The organism is Klebsiella sp. EMBS2024, assembly GCF_036233805.1.
In the GTDB taxonomy this organism is placed as follows: Bacteria; Pseudomonadota; Gammaproteobacteria; order Enterobacterales; family Enterobacteriaceae; genus Klebsiella; species Klebsiella pneumoniae.
Genome location: NZ_JAZARW010000001.1, coordinates 4,668,209 through 4,689,987, shown reverse-complemented (window position 1 = coordinate 4,689,987; position 21,779 = coordinate 4,668,209). Strand labels below are relative to the sequence as shown.

Below are 21,779 nucleotides of genomic sequence, written 5' to 3'. Positions count from 1 at the left end.
GCAGATTTATCGCTCCCGACTCGCTTAGTAGTCTAAGCTATCCTGGATTCGTTCAGTTACCGTAGACGTACCTTGAATAATTTCGTACACCGCCAACGAAAGGTTGACGTTATTTCACCGGATACGCTTTCTTAATGCAATAGTTAGCTGATATTCTACCACACTATGAGCAAAACACATTTAACAGAACAGAAGTTTTCCGACTTCGCCCTGCACCCGGCAGTCATTGAAGCCCTTGAAAAGAAAGGGTTTCATAATTGCACACCCATTCAGGCCCTCGCCCTTCCGCTGACGCTGGAAGGCCGCGATGTCGCCGGGCAGGCGCAAACCGGTACCGGTAAAACGATGGCGTTCCTGACGTCAACGTTTCATTATCTTCTCTCTCACCCGGCTATCGCCGATCGCCAGGTTAACCAACCGCGCGCGCTGATTATGGCGCCGACGCGTGAACTGGCGGTACAGATCCACGCCGACGCTGAGCCACTGGCGCAGGCCACCGGTCTGAAGCTGGGTCTGGCTTACGGCGGCGACGGCTACGATAAGCAGTTGAAAGTGCTGGAAAGCGGCGTCGATATTCTGATCGGCACCACTGGTCGTCTGATCGATTACGCGAAGCAGAACCACATTAACCTCGGCGCCATTCAGGTTGTCGTGCTGGACGAAGCCGATCGCATGTACGATCTCGGCTTTATTAAAGATATCCGCTGGCTGTTCCGCCGCATGCCGCCGGCCACTCAGCGCCTGAACATGCTGTTCTCCGCGACCCTTTCTTATCGCGTCCGCGAACTGGCGTTCGAACAAATGAATAACGCCGAGTACGTTGAAGTCGAGCCGGAACAGAAGACAGGCCACCGTATTAAAGAAGAGCTCTTCTACCCTTCCAATGAAGAAAAAATGCGCCTGCTGCAGACGCTGCTGGAAGAAGAGTGGCCCGATCGCGCCATCGTTTTCGCCAATACCAAGCACCGCTGCGAAGATATCTGGGGCCATCTCGCCGCCGACGGCCATCGCGTAGGTCTGCTGACCGGCGACGTGGCGCAGAAAAAACGTCTGCGCATTCTCGAAGAATTTACCCGTGGCGACCTCGATATTCTGGTCGCGACCGATGTTGCCGCCCGTGGCTTACATATTCCGGCCGTGACTCACGTCTTTAACTACGATCTGCCGGACGACTGCGAAGATTACGTTCACCGCATCGGCCGTACCGGTCGCGCTGGCGCCAGCGGTCACTCCATTAGCCTCGCCTGCGAAGAGTATGCGCTGAATCTGCCGGCGATCGAAACCTATATTGGTCACTCAATTCCGGTCAGTAAGTACAACCCGGACGCGCTGATGACCGACCTGCCTAAGCCGCTGCGTCTGACCCGTGCGCGCCCAGGCAACGGCCCGCGCCGTAACGGTCCACCGCGCAATCGTCGTCGTTCAGGTTAAGAGATCTATGCCATACGCTCAGTCATTCAGAATCTGCCAGGGCGACCTTCCTCTGGCGCCCCGCTCAGTGATGTGGATCGGGCCTAAGCGCCCCGCCGACCAGGGAGCCTTCTGAACGATGAAGAGTATGAGCTCCACCTCGCTATATGCCGCCATTGATTTGGGCTCCAATAGTTTCCATATGTTGGTGGTGCGCGAGGTGGCGGGCAGCATCCAGACGCTGAGCCGCATTAAGCGTAAGGTTCGACTGGCCGCCGGCCTGAATAGCGACAACACCCTCTCCGCAGAAGCGATGGAACGGGGCTGGCAGTGCTTACGCCTGTTTGCCGAGCGCCTGCAGGATATTCCGCCGACGCAAATCCGCGTCGTGGCCACCGCCACGCTGCGTCTTGCCGTCAATGCGGGGGAGTTTCTGGCGAAAGCGCAGGAGATCCTCGGCACTCCAGTGCAAGTGATCAGCGGCGAAGAAGAAGCGCGCCTGATTTACCAGGGTGTCGCCCACACCACCGGCGGCGCCGATCAGCGCCTGGTGGTCGATATCGGCGGTGCCAGCACCGAGCTGGTGACCGGGACCGGCGCACAAACAACCTCGCTGTTTAGCCTGTCGATGGGCTGTGTCACCTGGCTTGAACGCTATTTTGCCGACCGTAGTCTGACGAAAGAGAATTTCGATCTCGCCGAAGCGGCTGCGCGCGAGGTACTACTGCCCGTCGCCGATGTGCTGCGCTATCACGGATGGAAAGTGTGCGTTGGCGCCTCCGGCACCGTTCAGGCTCTGCAGGAAATTATGATGGCGCAGGGGATGGATGAACGAATCACCCTCGCCAAACTCCAGCAGCTTAAACAGCGCGCTATCCAGTGCGGACGTCTGGAAGAGCTGGAGATCGAAGGCTTAACCCTTGAGCGGGCGCTGGTGTTTCCTAGCGGGCTGGCGATCCTGATCGCTATCTTCAGCGAACTGAATATTCAGTGTATGACCCTCGCGGGCGGCGCGTTACGCGAAGGCCTGGTGTACGGCATGCTGCATCTCTCCGTTGAGCAGGACATCCGCAGCCGCACGCTGCGTAATATTCAGCGTCGTTTTATGATCGACACCGAACAGGCCCAGCGCGTCGGCGGCCTTGCCAGTCATCTGCTCAGTCAGTTGGATGGCAGCTGGGAGCTGGATCCGCTAAGCCGTGATTTACTCCTTAGCGCCTGTGCGCTGCATGAGATTGGGCTGAGCGTGGATTTTAAGCGCGCGCCGCAGCACGCCGCCTATCTGGTCAATAACCTCGACCTGCCGGGGTTTACCCCGGCGCAGAAGAAGCTGATTGCCACGCTGCTCCTTAACCAGACTAACGCTATCGACCTCTCTTCGCTTCATCAACAGAATGCCGTCCCGCCGCGGGTGGCTGAGCATCTGTGTCGTCTGCTGCGACTGGCAATCCTGTTTGCCAGCCGGCGGCGCGACGATCTGTTGCCCGCCATTCAGCTGACCGCTCAAGACGAACAACTGACGCTGATATTGCCGGGAAACTGGCTGGATGAACATCCGCTGGGTCGGGAGATGGTCGATCAGGAGTGTCAGTGGCAAAGCTACGTCCACTGGATACTTCGGGTCGCCAGCGGCGATACGCTGAAATAATATCCAGCCAGGAGGGCGGATGCGGGAAGAACTGGATTTCAAATCGCTACGCTTTTTCTCTGCGCTCTACCGCTTGGGCAATGTTTCCCCAGCAGCGGACGCGCTCGATATCAGCCAGCCCACCGGCAGCCTTTTGCTGAAAAAACTACGAGATCATTTTGCTGACCCGCTGTTTGTCCGGGTCGGGCAGCGGATGATCCCGACGCCGCGAGCGGACGCGATCGCCCCCACCATCTCGACTCTTCTCCAGCTTGCCGATAACGATTTAGCGGTCAAACCTGAATTTCTTCCCCAGCAGAGCCAGCGTAATTTTACGATCGGTATGACCGATATCAGCCAAATGACGCTGCTGCCTTTATTGCAAATTGCGCTCCAGCAGCAGGCGGCGGACGGGATCACCTTTACGGTACAGAATCTGGATGAGCAGACCCTCAACGCCCTCGAATCCGGGAAATGCGATCTCGCGATCGGCTATCTGACGCAGCTTCCGGAAAGCGTCTACCAGCAACATCTCTTCGATCAATCATATGTCTGCCTGGCTGCGGAAAACCATCCTCGCATTCGCGCACAGCTCCGCGCCGAAGACTGGCGCCAGGAAAAGCATCTGGCGATCCGCGTGGAGGGGACTGCCCATGGCGATATGGATAAGCTGCTTGATGAGCACCACATGCCCCGGCGCATTGCGCTAACGTTACCAAGTTTTTTAGGTACCGGTGAGCTGGTGGCCGAAAGCGATATGATTGCCGTCGTCCCGGAACAGGTGGCGCGGCATATCACCCGGCGCTATCCCTGCCGCAGCTGGCCGCTGCCTTTTCCCCTCGCCAAAATCGCCATCCGTCAGGTCTGGCATCAGCGGCTGCACCGCGATCCCGGACATATCTGGCTACGCTCGCTGATCGCTACGCTTGCCGATCCCGCACAGCAGAGTACTTCTATTAAAATCTAAGTAACAAAATACGCCCGTGTATTGGTTTTATTAATAACCCCTATTACGTTTGGTTTATTGCTGGTAATACGTGAAAGCTTTTATTCTCCTCGCATCAAGCCACACTGACTCATATCGCAAGGAAAATATCATGCGCGGAAAAATTGCTTTAGAAGAACACGTATCCACTCCTGAAAATAACCGTCTGTGGGATTCATCTGGTGAAGCAGGTCGTAACGGCACAGAATATATGAAAGATGTTGAACGCCGCCTGCTGGATCGCAGCATTCAGCTGGAAGAAATGGCGCAGCGTCATATTGATCATGTAATTCTTTCTCTGACTTCACCTGGCGCCCAGTCTATTTTAGATAAAGCCAAAGCCGTCTCTTTTGCCCGCGATACCAACGATTTTATCGTTGAGAATTATGTTAAGCCAAATCCGGACAAATTCAGCGCCTTCGCCACCCTGGCATTGCAGAACCCGGAAGCCGCGGCGGAAGAGCTGGAGCGCGCCGTGAAAAAGTTAGGCATGAAAGGTGCGCTGATCAACGGCTACACCAACGTTAAAGATAGCGAGCATGGCCTGTATCTTGATGACGAATCCATGCTGGTATTCTGGGATAAGGTCAACGAGCTGAACGTGCCTGTCTATCTGCATCCTCGTGAACCGCTGGAAGGCCCGGCGCGTGGCATCTATACCGGTTACGAAAGCCTGATCGGCTCCGCCTGGGGCTTCGCTCAGGAAACGGCAGTGCATGCTATTCGTCTGATGATGAGCGGTCTGTTCGATCGTTATCCTAACCTCAATATGGTGCTGGGTCACCTCGGCGAAGGGCTGGTACATATGCTGCCGCGCACTCAACATCGTCTCTATCGTCAGCGTTTCGGCTGCGGTCTGGGTAAAGCGGAAAAACCGTTAATGCACTACCTGCAGAATAACTTCATCGTTACCACCAGCGGCCATTTCAATACCCATTCACTGAATAATGCTATTGAAGTCATGGGCGCCGATCGCGTGATGTTCTCTGTCGATTATCCGTATGAAGATATTCATCAGGCCTGCGACTGGTTTGATCCTTTAGAACTTGAAGCAGGCCTGAAAGAGAAAATCGCCTGGGGTAATGCCAGCCGCGTATTTAACATTAAATAATTAATTCAAATATTTCAGGGCCTGTATATTCAGGCCCTGATTTTTATTAGGGAAAATAAATTATGGCTATAGGTATATTTGTCTGTAGCGGCTCGCTTCTCGTTGGTGCGCTGGCGGGCGCTTCACTGAATCGTTTTATTCCGGAACATTTCAAAAAAACCTTACCGTTGATCGCCGGACTGATCTCAATCAGTATGGGCATATTCTTTGTCAATAAATTGCATAACCTGCCGCCGATTGCCCTGGCTATTATTGTCGGCACGATTATCGGCGGCCTGTTGAATATTGAAAAATGGATTGAACGAGCCGGAACAACGCTGCGCAGCCCCATTGAACGTATCTTTCCGGCGCAGTCCAGCGCCAGCGTCGGTGCGGAAGATTTTATGAATCAGTTTATCGCCGTGCTGATCCTGTTCTGCGCCAGCGGTACCGGCATCTTCGGCGCCTTAACCGAAGGGATGACCGGCGACCCGACCATTCTGCTGACCAAGTCGATCCTCGACTTTTTTACTGCCGCGATTTTCGCCTCCACGCTGGGGTATATCATCACCGTGATCTTTATTCCCCAGCTGATTGTTTTCGTTATCCTGTTTTTCGCGGCAACCTTTATCATGGCGTTAATCAATCCGTCGATGATCGCCGACTTCACCGCCTGCGGCGGCATCATTATGCTGGCGACCGGTTTCCGTCTGTGCGGGATCCGTGCCTTCCCTACCGCCAATATGCTGCCCTCGCTAATACTGGTGATGCCCTTCTCCGCCGCCTGGCAGCAGTTTATCGCCTGAGACGCTAAGCTTTTTTCGCCTTTGCCAGCATCGCCCGAATATTAGCGACGTTGGCCTGGCCTTTTTGCATCCGCTCTTCAGGCGTAATGGTTTTGCGTGCCTGCTCCCAGATAAGGTCGTCCTGAGGGAGCTCCAGCAGAAAACGACTCGGTTCAGGACGCACCAGCTCGCCATATTGCCGGCGCTCCTTACAGAGCGTAAAGGTCAGCTCTTTCTGCGCACGGGTGATGCCAACGTAGGCTAACCGTCGCTCTTCATCGACGTTATCTTCATCAATGCTGCTTTGGTGCGGCAGCAATCCCTCTTCCATTCCCACCAGATAAACGTAGGGGAACTCCAGCCCCTTTGACGCATGGAGAGTCATCAGCTGCACCTGATCCAGCTCTTCATCCGATTCGCCGCGCTCCATCATGTCGCGCAGGGTAAAGCGGGTGACCACCTGGGTCAGGGTCATCGGCTCATCGATTTCGCTGCCTTCCAGCATCTCGGTCATCCAGGTAAACAGCTGGTTGACGTTTTTCATGCGCATTTCCGCGGCTTTCGGGCTGGGCGAGGTTTCATACAGCCAGGATTCGTAGTCGATCCCGCGAATCAAATCGCGCACGGCGTTGACCGGCTCGCGTTCGGCCAGCTGCTGGATCTCGCGTAGCCAGTGGGTGAAGCGGGTGAGGGATTCATAGCCGCGCCCGGTCAGCGTCTGGCTGAGACCCATATCAAAGCTGGCGGTGAACAATCCTTTGTTGCGGCCCATCGCCCACTCACCGAGCTTTTGCAGCGTCGCCGGGCCGATCTCGCGCTTCGGCGTGTTGACGATACGCAGGAAGGCGCTGTCGTCGTCCGGGTTGGTCAGCACGCGCAGATAGGCCAGCAGATCTTTAATTTCCGGACGCGAAAAGAACGACGTGCCGCCGGAGATTTTGTACGGGATGCGGTTCTGCATCAGCATCTTTTCAAAGACCCGCGACTGGTGATTGCCGCGATAAAGGATCGCGTAGTCTTTGTAATTGGTTTTATTAATGAAGTGGTGGGCGATCAGCTCCCCGGCCACGCGCTCCGCTTCATGATCTTCATTGTTGGCGGAGAGCACTTTCAGCTCTGCGCCATATCCCAGTTCGGAGAACAGCCGCTTTTCAAAGACGTGAGGGTTATTGGCGATCAAAATGTTGGCGGCTTTCAGAATACGCCCGGATGAGCGGTAGTTCTGCTCAAGCTTGATCACCTGCAGCGCCGGGAAGTCCTGGCTGAGCAGCACCAGGTTCTGCGGCCGCGCGCCGCGCCAGGAGTAGATCGACTGGTCGTCATCGCCCACCACGGTAAAGCGCGCCCGCTGACCCACCAGCAGTTTCACCAGCTCATACTGGCTGGTATTGGTATCCTGATACTCATCCACCAGCAGGTAGCGGATCTTATTTTGCCAGCGCTCGCGCACCTCCTCGTTGCGCTGCAGCAGCAGCGTTGGCAGCAGGATCAGATCGTCAAAATCGAGGACATTGCAGGCCTTCATGTGCGCGTCGTATAGCCCATAGCAGTGGGCGAAAATACGATCCCGTTCGCCTTTCGCGCCAGCGGCGGCCTGCGCCGGGGTTTTTAGATCGTTTTTCCAGTTGGAGATCGTCGAGATCAGCTGCTGAAGCACCACTTTGTCATCTTCGATCAACCCTTCGGTCAGTTCCTTAAGCAGCGCCACCTGGTCGGTATCGTCGAATAAGGAAAAGTTAGACTTCATACCCAGCGCAGCGTATTCGCGCTTAATGATATCCAGCCCCAAAGTGTGGAAGGTGGAAATCATCAGCCCACGCGCCTCTTTGCGCCCCAGCGTTTGCCCAACGCGCTCTTTCATCTCGCGCGCGGCTTTGTTGGTAAAGGTCACGGCCGCGATATGGCGCGCCTGATAGCCGCAGCCGCGGATCAGGTGGGCGATTTTATTCGTAATAACGCGGGTCTTACCGGAACCGGCGCCCGCCAGCACCAGGCACGGTCCGGTGACGAATTCGACGGCTTGTTGTTGGCCAGGGTTTAAACGCATGGGAGTCTTGCTCAATCTTCGAACGGGGTGGGGATTGTAGCAGAAAGCGGAGCCGAGATTTACTGACTGATGGTAAAGTGTCAGCCACGCAAACCATCCTGAGAATGATGTCATGGCAAAAAGCGCAGCGGCCCTGCATATCCTGGTCAAAGAAGAGAAACTGGCGCTGGAGATCCTCGCCAAACTGGAGCGGGGCGTCAGCTTCGATCATCTGGCGAAACGCTATTCTAAATGTCCGTCTGGCCGCAACGGCGGCGACTTAGGCGAATTTCAGCAAGGCGCGATGGTCGGTCCGTTTGATCAAGCCGTCTTCAGCTGTCCGCTGCTCAAACCCTATGGCCCGGTGAAAACCAAATTCGGCTACCACATCATCAAGGTGCTGTATCGCCGCTAGCGCGTGATACTATGGCGCCCTGATTTATCCCAACTCACTCAAGGCGCAATCATGGCTAAAACCGCGGCAGCACTGCATATCCTGGTAAAAGAAGAGAAACTGGCGCTCGATCTGCTCGAGCAGCTCAAAAACGGCGCCGATTTCGGCAAGCTGGCAAAGAAACACTCCATTTGTCCGTCAGGCAAACGCGGCGGCGATCTGGGTGAGTTCCGCCAGGGCCAGATGGTACCGGCCTTCGATAAAGTGGTCTTCTCCTGCCCTGAACTGGAGCCAACCGGCCCGCTGCATACCCAGTTCGGCTACCACATCATCAAAGTGCTGTACCGGAAATAATAAAAAAACCCGGGGATCTTAATCTCCGGGTTTTTGCCTGATGGCGCTTCGCTTATCAGGCCTACTAAACAAATCCATGCCTCTATGGATTTCGGCTTGCCGGAAGGCGGCAAGGAAGTACATCCCCAGGAACAAAGATTACTATGTGACTGGGGTGTACGTACCGTAGCCAACGCATCGGCAAGTCGAAAGACGACGAGGAATTAGCCGGCTACCGCGATACGCTTCATATCGGTCATATAACCGCGCAGTTTCTTACCAACCTGCTCGATAGCGTGGCTGCGAATCGCTTCGTTCACATCGCGCAGCTGCGCGTTATCTACCGCGCCTTCGGCAATCGCTGTGCCCAGGTCGCCGGTCTGCAGGGTGGTCATGAACTCTTTCAGCAGCGGTACGCAAGCGTAAGAGAACAGGTAGTTACCATATTCAGCGGTATCGGAAATAACCACGTTCATCTCATACAGACGCTTACGGGCGATGGTGTTGGCGATAAGCGGCAGCTCATGCAGTGATTCGTAGTAAGCAGACTCTTCGATGATGCCGGAGGCCACCATGGTTTCGAAGGCCAGCTCAACGCCCGCTTTCACCATCGCGATCATCAGAACGCCTTTATCGAAGTACTCCTGCTCGCCGATTTTGCCTTCATATTGCGGCGCGGTTTCGAAGGCGGTTTTGCCGGTCTCTTCACGCCAGGTCAGCAGTTTCTTATCATCATTCGCCCAGTCCGCCATCATGCCGGAGGAGAATTCGCCGGAGATGATGTCGTCCATGTGTTTCTGGAACAGCGGCGCCATGATCTCTTTCAGCTGCTCGGACAGCGCATAAGCGCGCAGTTTCGCCGGGTTGGAGAGGCGATCCATCATCAGGGTGATGCCGCCCTGCTTCAGCGCTTCGGTGATGGTTTCCCAGCCGAACTGAATCAGTTTTTCTGCATACGCCGGATCGGTACCTTCCGCCACCAGCTTGTCGAAGCACAGCAGAGAACCCGCCTGCAGCATGCCGCAAAGGATGGTTTGCTCGCCCATCAGGTCAGATTTCACTTCCGCCACGAAGGAAGACTCCAGCACGCCCGCGCGGTGGCCGCCTGTCGCCGCAGCCCATGCTTTGGCAATCGCCATGCCTTCGCCTTTCGGGTCGTTTTCCGGGTGTACCGCGATAAGCGTCGGTACGCCGAAACCGCGTTTGTACTCTTCACGCACTTCGGTGCCCGGGCACTTCGGCGCCACCATCACCACGGTGATGTCTTTACGGATCTGCTCGCCCACTTCCACGATGTTGAAGCCGTGGGAGTAACCCAGCGCTGCGCCGTCTTTCATCAGCGGCTGTACGGAGCGCACAACGTCTGAGTGCTGTTTGTCCGGCGTCAGGTTAACCACCAGGTCGGCCTGCGGGATCAGCTCTTCATAAGTGCCGACTTTGAAGCCGTTTTCAGTCGCTTTACGCCAGGAGGCGCGCTTCTCAGCGATCGCTTCTTTACGCAGCGCATAGGAGATATCCAGGCCGGAGTCACGCATGTTCAGACCCTGGTTCAGGCCCTGTGCGCCGCAGCCGACGATGACCACTTTTTTACCCTGAAGGTAGCTTGCGCCATCGGCGAATTCGTCGCGCGCCATAAAGCGGCATTTGCCCAGCTGTGCCAGCTGCTGGCGCAGGTTCAGTGTATTAAAGTAGTTAGCCATGTCTGTAACTCCGTGATGTTGTGTCGTGCTTATTGTTCGGTTCGCTTTTGCGAGAATGAACTTACTATATGACAGGAATTTTATTGCGGAAATTGATATATTCACAACGTCACGTTGCATTTTATGAAATACAAAACAGGGGAGTACGCGCCGTGGATTTACGCGATCTGAAAACCTTTCTGCATCTGGCGGAAAGCCGCCATTTTGGCCGCAGCGCGCGGGCCATGCACGTCAGCCCGTCGACGCTTTCGCGCCAGATCCAACGTCTGGAAGAGGACCTCGGCCAGCCGCTGTTCGTGCGAGATAATCGCACGGTGACCCTTACCGAAGCCGGGGAAGAGTTACGTACCTTTGCCCAACAGACTTTATTGCAGTATCAGCAGCTTCGTCACGTCATCGATCAGCAGGGCCCTTCGCTCTCCGGCGAGCTGCACATCTTCTGCTCTGTCACCGCCGCCTATAGCCATCTGCCGCCGATCCTCGACCGCTTTCGCGCCGCGCACCCCTCGGTGGAGATCAAGCTCTCGACCGGCGACGCCGCCGACGCTATGGAGAAGGTCGTCACCGGCGAAGCCGACCTGGCGATTGCCGGTAAGCCGGAGACTCTGCCAGGGTCGGTGGCGTTTTCGATGCTGGAGAACCTCGCCGTGGTGTTAATTGCCCCGGCCCTTCCCTGCCCGGTGCGCAACCAGGTGACCGTCGAGCGCCCCGACTGGTCGACAGTGCCCTTTATCATGGCCGACCAGGGGCCGGTACGTCGGCGCATCGAGCTGTGGTTTCGGCGGCATAAAATCAGCAATCCGTCGATCTACGCCACCGTCGGCGGGCACGAAGCGATGGTGTCGATGGTCGCCCTGGGATGCGGCGTGGCGCTGCTGCCGGAAGTGGTGCTGGAGAACAGTCCGGAGCCGGTACGCAACAGGGTGATGATCCTGGAGCGCAGCGATGAGCAAACGCCGTTTGAGCTGGGCGTTTGCGCACAAAAAAAGCGGCTGCATGAGCCGCTTATTGATGCTTTCTGGAAAATTCTTCCCAACCACTAACCCGCGAGGAAAAAGCGGAATGCCGGGTTATGCGTTTCGTCGTGGCACTCATAGCCCAGCTCATTGAGACGAGTTTCAAAGTCCGGCTCGTGCTCGCCCAACTCGAAGGCCGCCAGTACCCGACCATAGTCAGTGCCGTGGCTGCGGTAGTGGAACAGTGAAATATTCCAGTGGGTGCCAAGGGTATGCAGGAATTTCAGCAGCGCCCCCGGCGATTCCGGAAACTCGAAGCTGAACAGCCGCTCCTGCAGCGCTTTTGACGGCCGGCCGCCGACCATATAGCGCACATGCAGCTTAGCCATCTCATCATCAGAGAGATCCACCACGCTGTAGCCGCCGTCGTTCAGTAACTGGAGGATCTCTTTCCGCTCTTCCAGGCCACGACTCAGCCGTACCCCGACAAAAATACAGGCGTCTTTGGCATCGGCAAAGCGGTAGTTGAACTCCGTCACCGAGCGGCCCCCCAGTAGCTGGCAAAACTTCAAAAAGCTACCTTTCTCTTCCGGGATCGTCACCGCCAGCAGCGCTTCCCGCTGTTCCCCGAGCTCGCAGCGCTCGGACACGTAGCGCAGGCCATGGAAGTTGACGTTGGCCCCGGACAGAATATGAGCCAGACGCTCGCCGCGGATGTTATGCTGGGCGATATACTTTTTCATCCCCGCCAGCGCCAGCGCGCCGGAAGGCTCCGCCACCGCCCGCACATCTTCGAACAGATCCTTCATCGCCGCGCAGATAGCATCNCTATCGACGGTGATGATATCGTCCAGATACTCCTGGCATAAACGGAACGTTTCATCGCCGATGCGTTTGACCGCCACGCCTTCGGCAAACAAGCCGACGCGCGGCAGATCCACCGGATGGCCTGCGTCCAGCGCCGCCTTCAGGCAAGCAGAATCTTCCGCCTCCACCGCGATCACTTTGATCTGCGGCATCAGCTGCTTGATCAGCACCGCCACGCCCGCTGCCAGACCGCCGCCGCCCACCGGGACGAATACGCGGTCAATATGGGCATCCTGCTGCAGCAGCTCCAGCGCCAGGGTTCCCTGTCCGGCGATGACCATTGGGTGATCGAACGGCGGCACCCAGGTAAAACCCTGCTGTTGCGCCAGCTCAATCGCTCTCGCCTTCGCTTCGTCAAAGTTGGCGCCGTGCAGCAGCACTTCGCCGCCAAAGCCGCGAACGGCATCGACTTTGATATCGGCGGTCGCTACCGGCATCACGATCAGCGCCTTAACGCCCAGCCGCGATGCGGAAAACGCCACGCCCTGGGCATGGTTGCCCGCCGAAGCGGTGATCACCCCGTGGGATTTCTGTTCGGCAGTCAGGCTGGACATCATCGCGTAAGCGCCACGCAGCTTAAAGCTGTGTACCGGCTGGCGATCTTCACGCTTCACCAGAATAACGTTATCCAGCCGCGACGAGAGCTTATCCATTTTTTGCAGCGGCGTTTTCTGCACCGCTTCATAAACCGGCGCGCGCAGCACTGCTCTCAGGTACTCGGCGCCCTCAGGGGCGCCGGACAAGGGTTGTGAATCCGCCATGATTAGCCACCCAGCTTGGATTTATCGCGTACCGCGCCTTTGTCGGCGCTGGTCGCCAGGCTGGCGTAGGCGCGAAGAGCAAAGGAGACCTGACGCTGGCGATTCTTCGGCGTCCACGCCTGGTCGCCACGCGCTTCCTGGGCTTCACGACGCGCCGCAATTTCCGCATCGCTCAGCTGCAGCTGGATGCTGCGGTTCGGAATATCAATCGCGATCATGTCGCCATCTTCAATGAGCGCAATGTTGCCGCCGCTCGCCGCTTCCGGAGAGACGTGGCCGATAGAGAGCCCTGAGGTGCCGCCGGAGAAACGGCCATCGGTGATCAGCGCGCACGCTTTGCCCAGCCCCATCGACTTCAGGAAGCTGGTGGGGTAAAGCATTTCCTGCATCCCCGGCCCGCCTTTCGGCCCTTCGTAGCGGATCACCACGACGTCGCCTTCCACGACTTTACCGCCGAGGATGGCCTCAACCGCATCGTCCTGGCTCTCATATACTTTCGCCGGACCGGTAAATTTCAGGATGCTGTCGTCCACGCCGGCGGTTTTCACGATACAACCGTTTTCTGCGAAATTGCCGTACAGCACCGCCAGGCCGCCGTCCTTGCTGTAAGCGTGTTCCAGAGAACGAATACAGCCTTCGGCGCGATCGTCATCCAGGGTATCCCAGCGGCAGTCTTGCGAGAACGCCTGGGTGGTACGGATGCCCGCCGGGCCGGCGCGGAACATTTTTTTCACCGCGTCGTCCTGGGTCACCATCACATCGTACTGTTCCAGGGTCTGCGGCAGCGTCAGGCCAAGGACGTTTTTGACCTCGCGATTCAGCAGCCCGGCGCGGTCCAGCTCGCCCAGAATGCCCAGCACGCCGCCGGCGCGATGCACATCTTCCATATGGTATTTCTGCGTGCTCGGCGCCACCTTACACAGCTGCGGCACTTTGCGGGAGAGCTTATCGATATCGCTCATGGTGAAGTCGATTTCAGCTTCCTGCGCCGCCGCCAGCAGGTGCAGAACGGTATTGGTGGAGCCGCCCATGGCGATATCCAGCGTCATAGCGTTCTCAAAGGCCGCCTTGCTGGCGATATTGCGCGGCAGCGCGGAAGCGTCATCCTGCTCGTAATAGCGTTTGGTCAGCTCCACGATACGTTTCCCGGCGTTTAGGAACAGCTCCTTACGATCGGCGTGGGTCGCCAGCAGAGAGCCGTTGCCCGGCTGCGACAGGCCCAGCGCTTCGGTCAGGCAGTTCATGGAGTTCGCCGTGAACATCCCGGAACAGGAGCCGCAGGTCGGGCAGGCGGAGCGTTCCACCTGATTACTCTGCTCGTCGGACACTTTCGGATCCGCCCCCTGAATCATCGCATCCACCAGGTCAAGCTTGATGATTTTATCTGACAGCTTGGTCTTCCCGGCTTCCATCGGGCCGCCGGAAACAAAGATCACCGGAATATTCAAACGCAGGGAGGCCATCAGCATCCCCGGGGTGATTTTGTCGCAGTTGGAGATACAAACCATGGCATCAGCGCAGTGGGCGTTAACCATATACTCCACCGAGTCGGCGATCAGCTCGCGGGATGGCAGTGAATAGAGCATACCCCCGTGGCCCATAGCGATCCCATCATCCACTGCGATGGTGTTGAATTCTTTGGCCACGCCACCGGCGGCTTCAATCTGCTCGGCAACCAGTTTGCCGAGATCGCGCAGGTGCACGTGCCCGGGGACAAACTGGGTAAAGGAGTTAACGACGGCGATAATCGGTTTGCCGAAATCGGCATCGGTCATTCCGGTTGCGCGCCACAACGCGCGGGCGCCCGCCATATTGCGGCCATGTGTGGTGGTGGCGGAACGGTACTTAGGCATGCTCTTTTTACTCCCATCTGTGTTTATTAAATGGGACGGTGCGTGCCGTCCCATTTTTAATTACTTACTTACCGGATCCAACCAGCCCCATTTATCTTCTGTTTCACCGGTGAAGAGGCCAAAGAAGGCTTCCTGAATGCGTTTGGTTACCGGACCGCGACGGCCTGCGCCGACCTGGATGCCGTCCACGCTGCGTACCGGGGTGATTTCCGCCGCAGTGCCGGACATGAAGACTTCATCCGCCAGATACAGGGATTCACGGGACAACACCTGCTCGCGGACTTCGATACCAAGATCTTTCGCCAGCTTGATAATGGCGTCGCGGGTAATGCCCGGCAGCGCGGAAGAGGTAAACGGCGGGGTGAACAGTACACCATCCTTCACTTCAAACAGGTTTTCCCCTGCGCCTTCGGAGATATAGCCGTTAACATCGAGGGCGATACCTTCCTGATAGCCATGGCGACGCGCTTCACTGCCAACCAGCAGCGAGGAAAGATAATTACCACCGGCTTTCGCTGCCGTCGGGATAGTGTTCGGCGCCGCGCGGTTCCAGGAAGAGACCATTGCATCGATCCCCTGCTCAAGCGCTTCTGCGCCGAGGTAGGCTCCCCATGGGAACGCCGCGATGATCACGTCAGTGTTGTAACCCGGAGGCGGGTTTACCCCCATGCCGACATCGCCAACAAACACCAGCGGACGGATATAAGCGCTGGTCAGATTATTGGTTCGAATGACTTCGCGGCAGGCTTCCATCAGTTCGTCGACGCTCTGGGAGACCGGGAAACGATAAATTTTGGCTGAATCATGCAGACGCTGCATATGTTCGCGATGACGGAACACCACCGGGCCTTTGTGCGAGTCGTAGCAACGGATCCCCTCGAATACCGAGGTACCGTAGTGCAGCGCATGGGACATCACATGAACTTTCGCTTCGCCCCACGGAACCATCTCGCCATTGAACCAAATGTAATCAGCTTTTTTCGTCGTCATTTTTCTTCCTTTGCGCTCAGGCGCGGATTTGTTGTGATGTGGGTTGCTGGATCTCGACGCAGGCAACGTCGACCAGTTTGCTTAATTGACTAAACAGTAATTCGACGGGCCGCGGGCTGGCAACGGTCAATTCGATATTTATGTTCTGTGCGTCCGGCGCGGTTTCCATGTTCATTGCGCAGATGTGGAAACCCCGGTGGCGGACAACGCGCAGCACGCGCTCTAAGGTTTCCGGGTTGAAACGTGCCTGTAAAGCGACCTGATGTTGCATCATGATAATTTCTCCAGCATTTCAGAGTTACTGGCGCCGGGCGGCACCAACGGCCAGACATTCTCAAGTTCGTCGATTGAGACATGAAGCAGGTATGGCCCCTGGCTCGAAAGCATGGTGTCGAGTGCCGCTTCAACCTGGTCTTTACGGGTGATGTGTTGGCCAGGAATACCGAAGGCGCTGGCCAGCGTGAGGAAATCAGGGTTATCAGTCAGAGTGGTTTCGCTATAACGTTCCTGGAAAAACAGCTGCTGCCATTGTCGAACCATCCCTAACCGCTGGTTGTCGAGTAACACGATCTTCAGCGGTAACTGCTTGCGTTTAACGGTGCCCAGCTCCTGTACATTCATCATGAAGGAGCCGTCACCGGAGATACAGATCACCGTATCGTTAGGGCGCGCCACCTGGGCGCCAACGGCGGCCGGCAGGCCAAAGCCCATGGTGCCTAAGCCGCTGGAGGTGATAAAGTTTTCCGGGCGGGTATAGGTCATATGCTGAGCCGACCACATCTGGTGCTGGCCAACGTCGGTGGTCACCACGCTGTCCGCCGGCTTGCGGTCGGAAAGCTGCTTCAGCAGCAGCGGCGCGTAGATTGCCTCACCGGGATGATCATAACGCCAGGCATGCTCGGCACGCAGTGCGGCACTCCGCTCGCGCCAGCCATCGATAGCTAACGGCTGCTGCAGCGCCGGCAGCAGGCAGTTCAGATCGCCTGTCAGACCGATATGCGCCTGACGCAGCTTGTTCAGCTCCGCCGGATCGATGTCCATGTGGATCACTTTGGCATGCGGTGCGAAGGTATTGAGCTTACCGGTCACGCGATCGTCAAAGCGCGCGCCGACGGCGATCAGCAGATCGCACTCCTGTACCGCCAGGTTGGCCGCCTTAGTGCCGTGCATTCCCAGCATGCCGAGATAATAGGGATAATCAGCATCCACCACGCCCAGCCCTTTCAGGGTGCAGGTTGCCGGCATCCTGGTCACCGCCAGGAATTCGCGCAAAGCCGGTACCGCCTGCGCCATGCCGACCCCGCCGCCAACATACAGCATCGGTTGCTGCGATTGGGCCAGCATCTGCAGAGCCTGCGCCACTTCCTCCTGCGGAAATGCCATCTCATCGGCGACGGTAGAGAAATGGGGATCTAGGTCGCCCTGCGCCATCTGAATATCCTTAGGGATATCAACCAGCACCGGACCTGGACGGCCTGAGTTTGCCACCTGGAAAGCCTCAGCAATAACCCGCGGCAGTTCGTCCAGAGACTGCACAAGGAAACTGTGCTTAGTACAGGCCAGTGACAAACCGAGAACGTCTACTTCCTGGAACGCATCCGTGCCGATGAAGGGTGCGGCCACCTGGCCGGTGATAGCTACGATGGGAATAGAGTCAAGCAGGGCGTCCGCCAGGCCGGTGATCAGATTGGTCGCGCCCGGGCCGGACGTCGCGATACACACCCCGGTTTTACCGGTTGCTCGCGCATAACCAATGGCCGCCATGGCTGCCCCTTGCTCATGCCGGCACAGCAGGTGCTCCACGCCGCCGTCATACAGTGCATCGTAAACCGGCATAATTGCGCCACCCGGATAGCCAAAAACTGTGTCGACTCCCTGTGTCCGCAAAGCATGTACCACCCACTGCGCGCCATTCATAGTTAGTTCCCCGTCATAAATCGGGAGAAACAGAATTTTATGCTAAAAGTCATCATCTGCTCCTCGCTTAGGTTATTTCAGTTATAAAAAAACCCCCGGACCTTTCGGTGCGGGGGTCTTAGTTCGTTAAGGCTTGATTTCTAAGCCTTTCCTCGTCCAAGTGCAGCCCCGCACGGTGGGATAATAATCACCACCACGCTAATCACGACCAGGCTAATCACTCGTAGAAGGGCTGTCATTTTCTATACTTTCTGGCTTCTTGTTCGAAGGAATACCTAAAGAGTTACCACAGACATCACATAAAGCACAAGATTTTTTTATATCTTCGTTGCTGATCAGCCTAACGGTTTCAATAAAAATAATTGTTTTATATGAAAAAAATCAAAAATGAAAAAAATTCAGTTTTCTCACGCCTGCCGCGCTCTTCGGCGCCCTCTTTACCAACATAGCTCTGTTTTGCGATCAAACGTCCATTTTCGGCTAAATGTAACGATATGCCGCGAAAAGTATGGATACGCAGTTCTAAATTCGCACTTTTTCCATTCTCGCTTTACGTCATGCCAACCATAATTCTTCTCTGTCCAGGAGGTTTTATGTCGCTCGCTATCGTCTATACTCGCGCGGCGCTCGGTATCGAAGCGCCATTGATTACCGTTGAGGTTCATCTCAGCAACGGTCTTCCTGGTCTAACTATGGTCGGGCTGCCGGAAACCACCGTGAAAGAGGCCCGCGACCGGGTCCGCAGCGCCCTGATCAACAGCGGCTACGCTTTTCCTGCGAAGAAGATAACCATTAACCTGGCGCCAGCGGATCTGCCCAAAGAAGGCGGACGATACGATCTGCCCATCGCTCTCGCGCTTCTCGTTGCCTCAGAGCAGCTCAACACGACGCGACTGAATCAATATGAGTTTGTGGGCGAACTCGCCCTTACAGGTGGGTTACGAGGCGTTCCAGGGGCAATCCCCAGCGCAATGGAGGCCATCAAAGCCGGCCGGCGCATTGTCGTCTCCTCTGACAATGCGGCGGAGGTCGGCCTGATCGGCGGCAGCGATTGTCTGGTCGCCGACCATCTGCAGGAGGTTTGCGCATTTCTTGCGGGGCAGACATCGCTTTCGCCGCCTCTCGCCGAGGCGCCTGCTCGGGATGAACGCTACGAAGATCTGCTCGATGTTATCGGCCAGCAGCAGGGCAAACGAGCGCTGGAGATTGTGGCCGCCGGTGGTCACAATCTGCTCCTGATAGGCCCGCCCGGGACCGGGAAAACCATGCTAGCCAGCCGACTCCCCGGTCTCCTGCCGCCATTAAGCAATCAGGAAGCGCTGGAGAGCGCGGCCATACAGAGTCTGGTCAACCTCCACACCGCAAAGACGCGGTGGCGTCAGAGGCCGTTCCGCGCCCCCCACCATAGCGCCTCGCTGGCAGCGATGGTGGGCGGCGGCTCGATACCGGTCCCCGGTGAGATTTCCCTGGCCCATAATGGCGTGCTGTTTCTTGATGAACTGCCGGAGTTTGAGCGGCGGGTACTGGATGCGCTACGCGAACCCATTGAGTCAGGCAAGATCCACATATCACGCTCGCGCGCCAAAATTGACTATCCGGCGCGCTTTCAGCTTATTGCAGCGATGAATCCAAGCCCGACAGGACATTATCAGGGTAAACATAATCGTGCATCGCCGGAGCAGACATTGCGCTACCTTGGACGCCTGTCAGGCCCCTTCCTCGACCGCTTCGATCTTTCCTTAGAGATCCCATTGCCGCCGCCAGGAATACTGAGTCAGGGCTCGCAGGGCGAAGAATCGAGCGCAACGGTCCGGCAGCGGGTGCTGGCGGCGCGTGAACGACAAATGCTCAGGCAAAATAAACTCAATGCCCATCTTGAGAATCGTGAAATGAAGAACTGCTGTCGCTTAAGGCGGGAGGATGCTGTCTGGCTGGAACAGACGCTAACGCAGCTGGGGCTTTCTATTCGCGCCTGGCAGCGTCTGTTAAAGGTTGCGAGAACCATTGCCGATCTGGCAGAGGTTGAAGAGATTGAACGCTGTCATTTGCAGGAGGCGCTCAGCTATCGGGCAATTGATCGGATGCTCAACCATCTGCAGAAAATGATGGCGTAAAAAAAGGGCTTACGCCCTTTTTTCTTAGTCATCGCTTTCGGTGTAATCGTCAGCGCCTTCCATCTGCGGTTTGCCGCCGGACAGAGTATGGAAACGCTTCGGCCGCTTGATACGCGCCATATACTTAATCCATACGCGTTCTGCTTCCGTCACCGGCTCACGTTCACCACGGCACACCGAGACAAATTGTTTTTCATCTTCGGTAACAGGTTCGCGCTTACCCAGTTCCAGTTCGTTAAAGGCATAACCATGACGTTCCAGCAGTTGCGCCTCTTTGATGGTGAAATCACCGTGACGGGAGAACCCGCGTGGATAATTTTTATTGTCGAAAAAACGATTAGTCGTCGTAAAGCTTTCCGCCATCCTACACGCTCCTGATTCTTTGGCCGAGCTATTTATGGCGCGGAGTATTAGTTACGCTTGACAGAGCGTCAAACAAAACATTTAAATCATCACGACAAATAATTTTGTGGAGAACGGTGTGGATACGGAATTGCTCAAGACTTTCCTGGAAGTGAGTAGAACTCGTCACTTTGGGCGAGCAGCAGAGGCGCTTTACCTGACACAGTCAGCAGTCAGCTTTCGTATTCGTCAGCTGGAAAATCAACTTGGTGTGAATCTGTTCACCCGTCATCGTAATAACATCCGCCTGACGACCGCCGGCGAAAAGCTCCTCCCCTATGCCGAAACGCTCATGAATACCTGGCAGGCTGCGCGCAAGGAGGTGGCACACTCTTCGCGACATAATGAATTCTCCATTGGGGCCAGCGCCTCCCTGTGGGAATGTATGCTTAACAGCTGGCTCGGTACCCTCTACAGCGCACCTTACAATCTCCAGTTTGAAGCCCGTATCGCGCAGCGGCAGTCGTTGGTTAAACAGCTTCACGAACGCCAGTTGGATCTGCTGATCACCACCGAATCGCCGAAGATGGATGAATTAAGCAGCCAGCTGTTGGGTAATTTTACTCTTGCCCTGTATTGCGCATCGCCTGCAAAAAACAGAAATGAATTGAATTACTTGCGCCTTGAATGGGGGCCTGATTTTCAGCAAAACGAAGTGGGACTGATAGGAAGCGATGATGTTCCGCTGCTCACTACCTCTTCAGCTGAACTGATCTATCAGCAATTATCGCGCCTGAACGGCTGCTGTTGGCTACCTGTTCGCTGGGCGAAAGAGAAGCATGGGTTACATACGGTCATGGACAGCGCTACGTTATCCCGTCCACTTTATGCGATCTGGTTACAAAATAGCGATAAGCAGGCGCAGATCCATGAGATCCTGAAAAACCCTATTCTGGAATAAACGCTACTCTCCATGGACGGAGATCAGCAAGGTATTTTCGTAGGGGATATTGCCAATGGAGATTAGAGATAAAAAAAATCCTTTGCCTGAGCAAAGGATTCTTATAAATGGCAGGGGCGGAGAGACTCGAACTCCCAACACCCGGTTTTGGAGACCGGTGCTCTACCAATTGAACTACGCCCCTAAAATTTTCTTACCACTAAGCCTGCTATTTGAGCAGGCTTAATGTTAAATAAGTGGCGGAACGGACGGGACTCGAACCCGCGACCCCCTGCGTGACAGGCAGGTATTCTAACCGACTGAACTACCGCTCCACCGAATTTCTTCGCTTTATTACCACCGGTTGTCACCCCGGCTTACTGCAATTTGATGCCTGGCAGTTCCCTACTCTCACATGGGGAGACCCCACACTACCATCGGCGCTACGGCGTTTCACTTCTGAGTTCGGCATGGGGTCAGGTGGGACCACCGCGCTAGTGCCGCCAGGCAAATTCTGTTTTATCAACACGTTTCACCAACGTATTGATTAATCTGAATCAGAGCTGAAAATTCTCTCAAATCGCCAAAACATCTTCGGCGTTGTAAGGTTAAGCCTCACGGTTCATTAGTACCGGTTAGCTCAACGCATCGCTGCGCTTACACACCCGGCCTATCNACGTCNTCGTCTT

General features: G+C 56.1%; 20 protein-coding genes, 2 tRNA genes, 1 rRNA gene and 1 other annotated feature (1 of these 24 cut by a window edge). Of the genes, 10 read left to right on the top strand and 13 right to left on the bottom strand.

The window, feature by feature from the left end:
- The first annotated feature begins 165 nt into the window (after positions 1-165).
- The 5 genes from rhlB to VZP09_RS21475 all read left to right on the top strand — a co-directional run bounded on the left by rhlB (position 166) and on the right by VZP09_RS21475 (position 5,918).
- Positions 166-1,431, top strand: coding sequence for an ATP-dependent RNA helicase RhlB (gene rhlB / locus VZP09_RS21495; protein WP_002883222.1), 1,266 nt, complete (start codon positions 166-168; stop codon positions 1,429-1,431).
- A gap of 118 nt (positions 1,432-1,549) precedes the next feature.
- Complete coding sequence (gene gppA / locus VZP09_RS21490) at positions 1,550-3,058, top strand: guanosine-5'-triphosphate,3'-diphosphate diphosphatase (protein WP_004150419.1); 1,509 nt, start codon at positions 1,550-1,552, stop codon at positions 3,056-3,058.
- Positions 3,059-3,077: 19 nt separating this feature from the next.
- Positions 3,078-4,004, top strand: coding sequence for a LysR family transcriptional regulator (locus tag VZP09_RS21485; protein ID WP_002883211.1), 927 nt, complete (start codon positions 3,078-3,080; stop codon positions 4,002-4,004).
- A 130-nt stretch (positions 4,005-4,134) separates the two neighbouring features.
- Complete coding sequence (locus tag VZP09_RS21480; protein ID WP_021469958.1) at positions 4,135-5,133, top strand: amidohydrolase family protein; 999 nt, start codon at positions 4,135-4,137, stop codon at positions 5,131-5,133.
- Between the two features lie 62 nt (positions 5,134-5,195).
- Positions 5,196-5,918 carry a DUF554 domain-containing protein gene (locus tag VZP09_RS21475; protein ID WP_002883185.1) on the top strand — a complete coding sequence of 241 codons (723 nt, stop codon included), beginning with the start codon at positions 5,196-5,198 and terminating at the stop codon, positions 5,916-5,918.
- Between the two features lie 4 nt (positions 5,919-5,922).
- Here the strand turns inward: VZP09_RS21475 and rep are convergent, their stop codons facing one another.
- Positions 5,923-7,944, bottom strand: coding sequence for a DNA helicase Rep (gene rep, locus VZP09_RS21470; protein WP_004181641.1), 2,022 nt, complete (start codon positions 7,942-7,944; stop codon positions 5,923-5,925).
- A gap of 112 nt (positions 7,945-8,056) precedes the next feature.
- On the opposite strand from rep, the gene ppiC (VZP09_RS21465) reads away from it, so the two are divergent.
- Both ppiC (VZP09_RS21465) and ppiC (VZP09_RS21460) read left to right on the top strand, forming a co-directional pair.
- On the top strand, positions 8,057-8,338 hold the full coding sequence (ppiC, locus tag VZP09_RS21465) for a peptidylprolyl isomerase PpiC (protein ID WP_002883181.1): 282 nt from the start codon (positions 8,057-8,059) through the stop codon (positions 8,336-8,338).
- 51 nt (positions 8,339-8,389) lie between these two features.
- On the top strand, positions 8,390-8,671 hold the full coding sequence (ppiC, locus tag VZP09_RS21460; RefSeq protein ID WP_002883180.1) for a peptidylprolyl isomerase PpiC: 282 nt from the start codon (positions 8,390-8,392) through the stop codon (positions 8,669-8,671).
- A 203-nt stretch (positions 8,672-8,874) separates the two neighbouring features.
- Here ppiC (VZP09_RS21460) and ilvC read toward each other — a convergent pair whose 3' ends face one another.
- A complete protein-coding gene (gene ilvC, locus VZP09_RS21455) occupies positions 8,875-10,350 on the bottom strand; it encodes a ketol-acid reductoisomerase (RefSeq protein WP_002883178.1) in 1,476 nt (491 codons plus the stop codon).
- 152 nt (positions 10,351-10,502) lie between these two features.
- Here ilvC and ilvY point away from each other — a divergent pair, with 152 nt between their 5' ends.
- Complete coding sequence (ilvY, locus tag VZP09_RS21450; protein ID WP_002883176.1) at positions 10,503-11,393, top strand: HTH-type transcriptional activator IlvY; 891 nt, start codon at positions 10,503-10,505, stop codon at positions 11,391-11,393.
- Here the strand turns inward: ilvY and ilvA are convergent.
- The 7 genes from ilvA to ilvL all read right to left on the bottom strand — a co-directional run bounded on the left by ilvA (position 11,390) and on the right by ilvL (position 17,933).
- On the bottom strand, positions 11,390-12,934 hold the full coding sequence (gene ilvA / locus VZP09_RS21445; protein ID WP_328795400.1) for a threonine ammonia-lyase, biosynthetic: 1,545 nt from the start codon (positions 12,932-12,934) through the stop codon (positions 11,390-11,392). The two genes, ilvY and ilvA, sit on opposite strands and share 4 nt — an antisense overlap.
- A 2-nt stretch (positions 12,935-12,936) precedes the next feature.
- A complete protein-coding gene (gene ilvD, locus VZP09_RS21440) occupies positions 12,937-14,787 on the bottom strand; it encodes a dihydroxy-acid dehydratase (protein ID WP_002883173.1) in 1,851 nt (616 codons plus the stop codon).
- A 60-nt stretch (positions 14,788-14,847) separates the two neighbouring features.
- A complete protein-coding gene (ilvE, locus tag VZP09_RS21435; protein WP_002883171.1) occupies positions 14,848-15,777 on the bottom strand; it encodes a branched-chain-amino-acid transaminase in 930 nt (309 codons plus the stop codon).
- A gap of 16 nt (positions 15,778-15,793) precedes the next feature.
- Positions 15,794-16,051 (bottom strand): acetolactate synthase 2 small subunit, encoded by a 258-nt coding sequence (gene ilvM, locus VZP09_RS21430; protein ID WP_002883170.1) that lies wholly within the window; start codon positions 16,049-16,051, stop codon positions 15,794-15,796.
- A complete protein-coding gene (gene ilvG, locus VZP09_RS21425; RefSeq protein ID WP_004895123.1) occupies positions 16,048-17,694 on the bottom strand; it encodes an acetolactate synthase 2 catalytic subunit in 1,647 nt (548 codons plus the stop codon). The genes ilvM and ilvG overlap by 4 nt, the downstream gene beginning before the upstream one ends.
- A gap of 2 nt (positions 17,695-17,696) precedes the next feature.
- The gene (ilvX, locus tag VZP09_RS24905; RefSeq protein ID WP_175426296.1) at positions 17,697-17,747 is read right to left on the bottom strand and encodes a peptide IlvX; all 51 of its coding nucleotides are present in this window, start codon (positions 17,745-17,747) and stop codon (positions 17,697-17,699) included.
- 87 nt (positions 17,748-17,834) lie between these two features.
- Positions 17,835-17,933 carry an ilv operon leader peptide gene (ilvL, locus tag VZP09_RS21420; protein WP_001311244.1) on the bottom strand — a complete coding sequence of 33 codons (99 nt, stop codon included), beginning with the start codon at positions 17,931-17,933 and terminating at the stop codon, positions 17,835-17,837.
- 354 nt (positions 17,934-18,287) lie between these two features.
- Between ilvL and VZP09_RS21415 the strand changes: the two genes are divergently transcribed.
- The gene (locus tag VZP09_RS21415) at positions 18,288-19,808 is read left to right on the top strand and encodes a YifB family Mg chelatase-like AAA ATPase (RefSeq protein WP_002883134.1); all 1,521 of its coding nucleotides are present in this window, start codon (positions 18,288-18,290) and stop codon (positions 19,806-19,808) included.
- 24 nt (positions 19,809-19,832) lie between these two features.
- On the opposite strand, the gene VZP09_RS21410 is transcribed toward VZP09_RS21415, so the two are convergent.
- A complete protein-coding gene (locus tag VZP09_RS21410) occupies positions 19,833-20,171 on the bottom strand; it encodes a DUF413 domain-containing protein (RefSeq protein WP_004146520.1) in 339 nt (112 codons plus the stop codon).
- Between the two features lie 118 nt (positions 20,172-20,289).
- Here VZP09_RS21410 and hdfR point away from each other — a divergent pair, with 118 nt between their 5' ends.
- The gene (gene hdfR / locus VZP09_RS21405; protein WP_004181639.1) at positions 20,290-21,111 is read left to right on the top strand and encodes an HTH-type transcriptional regulator HdfR; all 822 of its coding nucleotides are present in this window, start codon (positions 20,290-20,292) and stop codon (positions 21,109-21,111) included.
- Between the two features lie 108 nt (positions 21,112-21,219).
- Here the strand turns inward: hdfR and VZP09_RS21400 are convergent.
- From VZP09_RS21400 to rrf, 3 genes are all read right to left on the bottom strand, one after another.
- Positions 21,220-21,295: transfer RNA gene (locus VZP09_RS21400), tRNA-Trp, on the bottom strand.
- A gap of 53 nt (positions 21,296-21,348) precedes the next feature.
- Positions 21,349-21,425, bottom strand: a tRNA-Asp gene (locus VZP09_RS21395).
- A 57-nt stretch (positions 21,426-21,482) separates the two neighbouring features.
- Positions 21,483-21,598: ribosomal RNA gene (gene rrf / locus VZP09_RS21390) — 5S ribosomal RNA — on the bottom strand.
- A 96-nt stretch (positions 21,599-21,694) separates the two neighbouring features.
- Positions 21,695-21,779, bottom strand: a sequence feature (mutual gap in cmsearch alignment for this rRNA model is longer than 100); it runs 2,817 nt beyond the window's last position.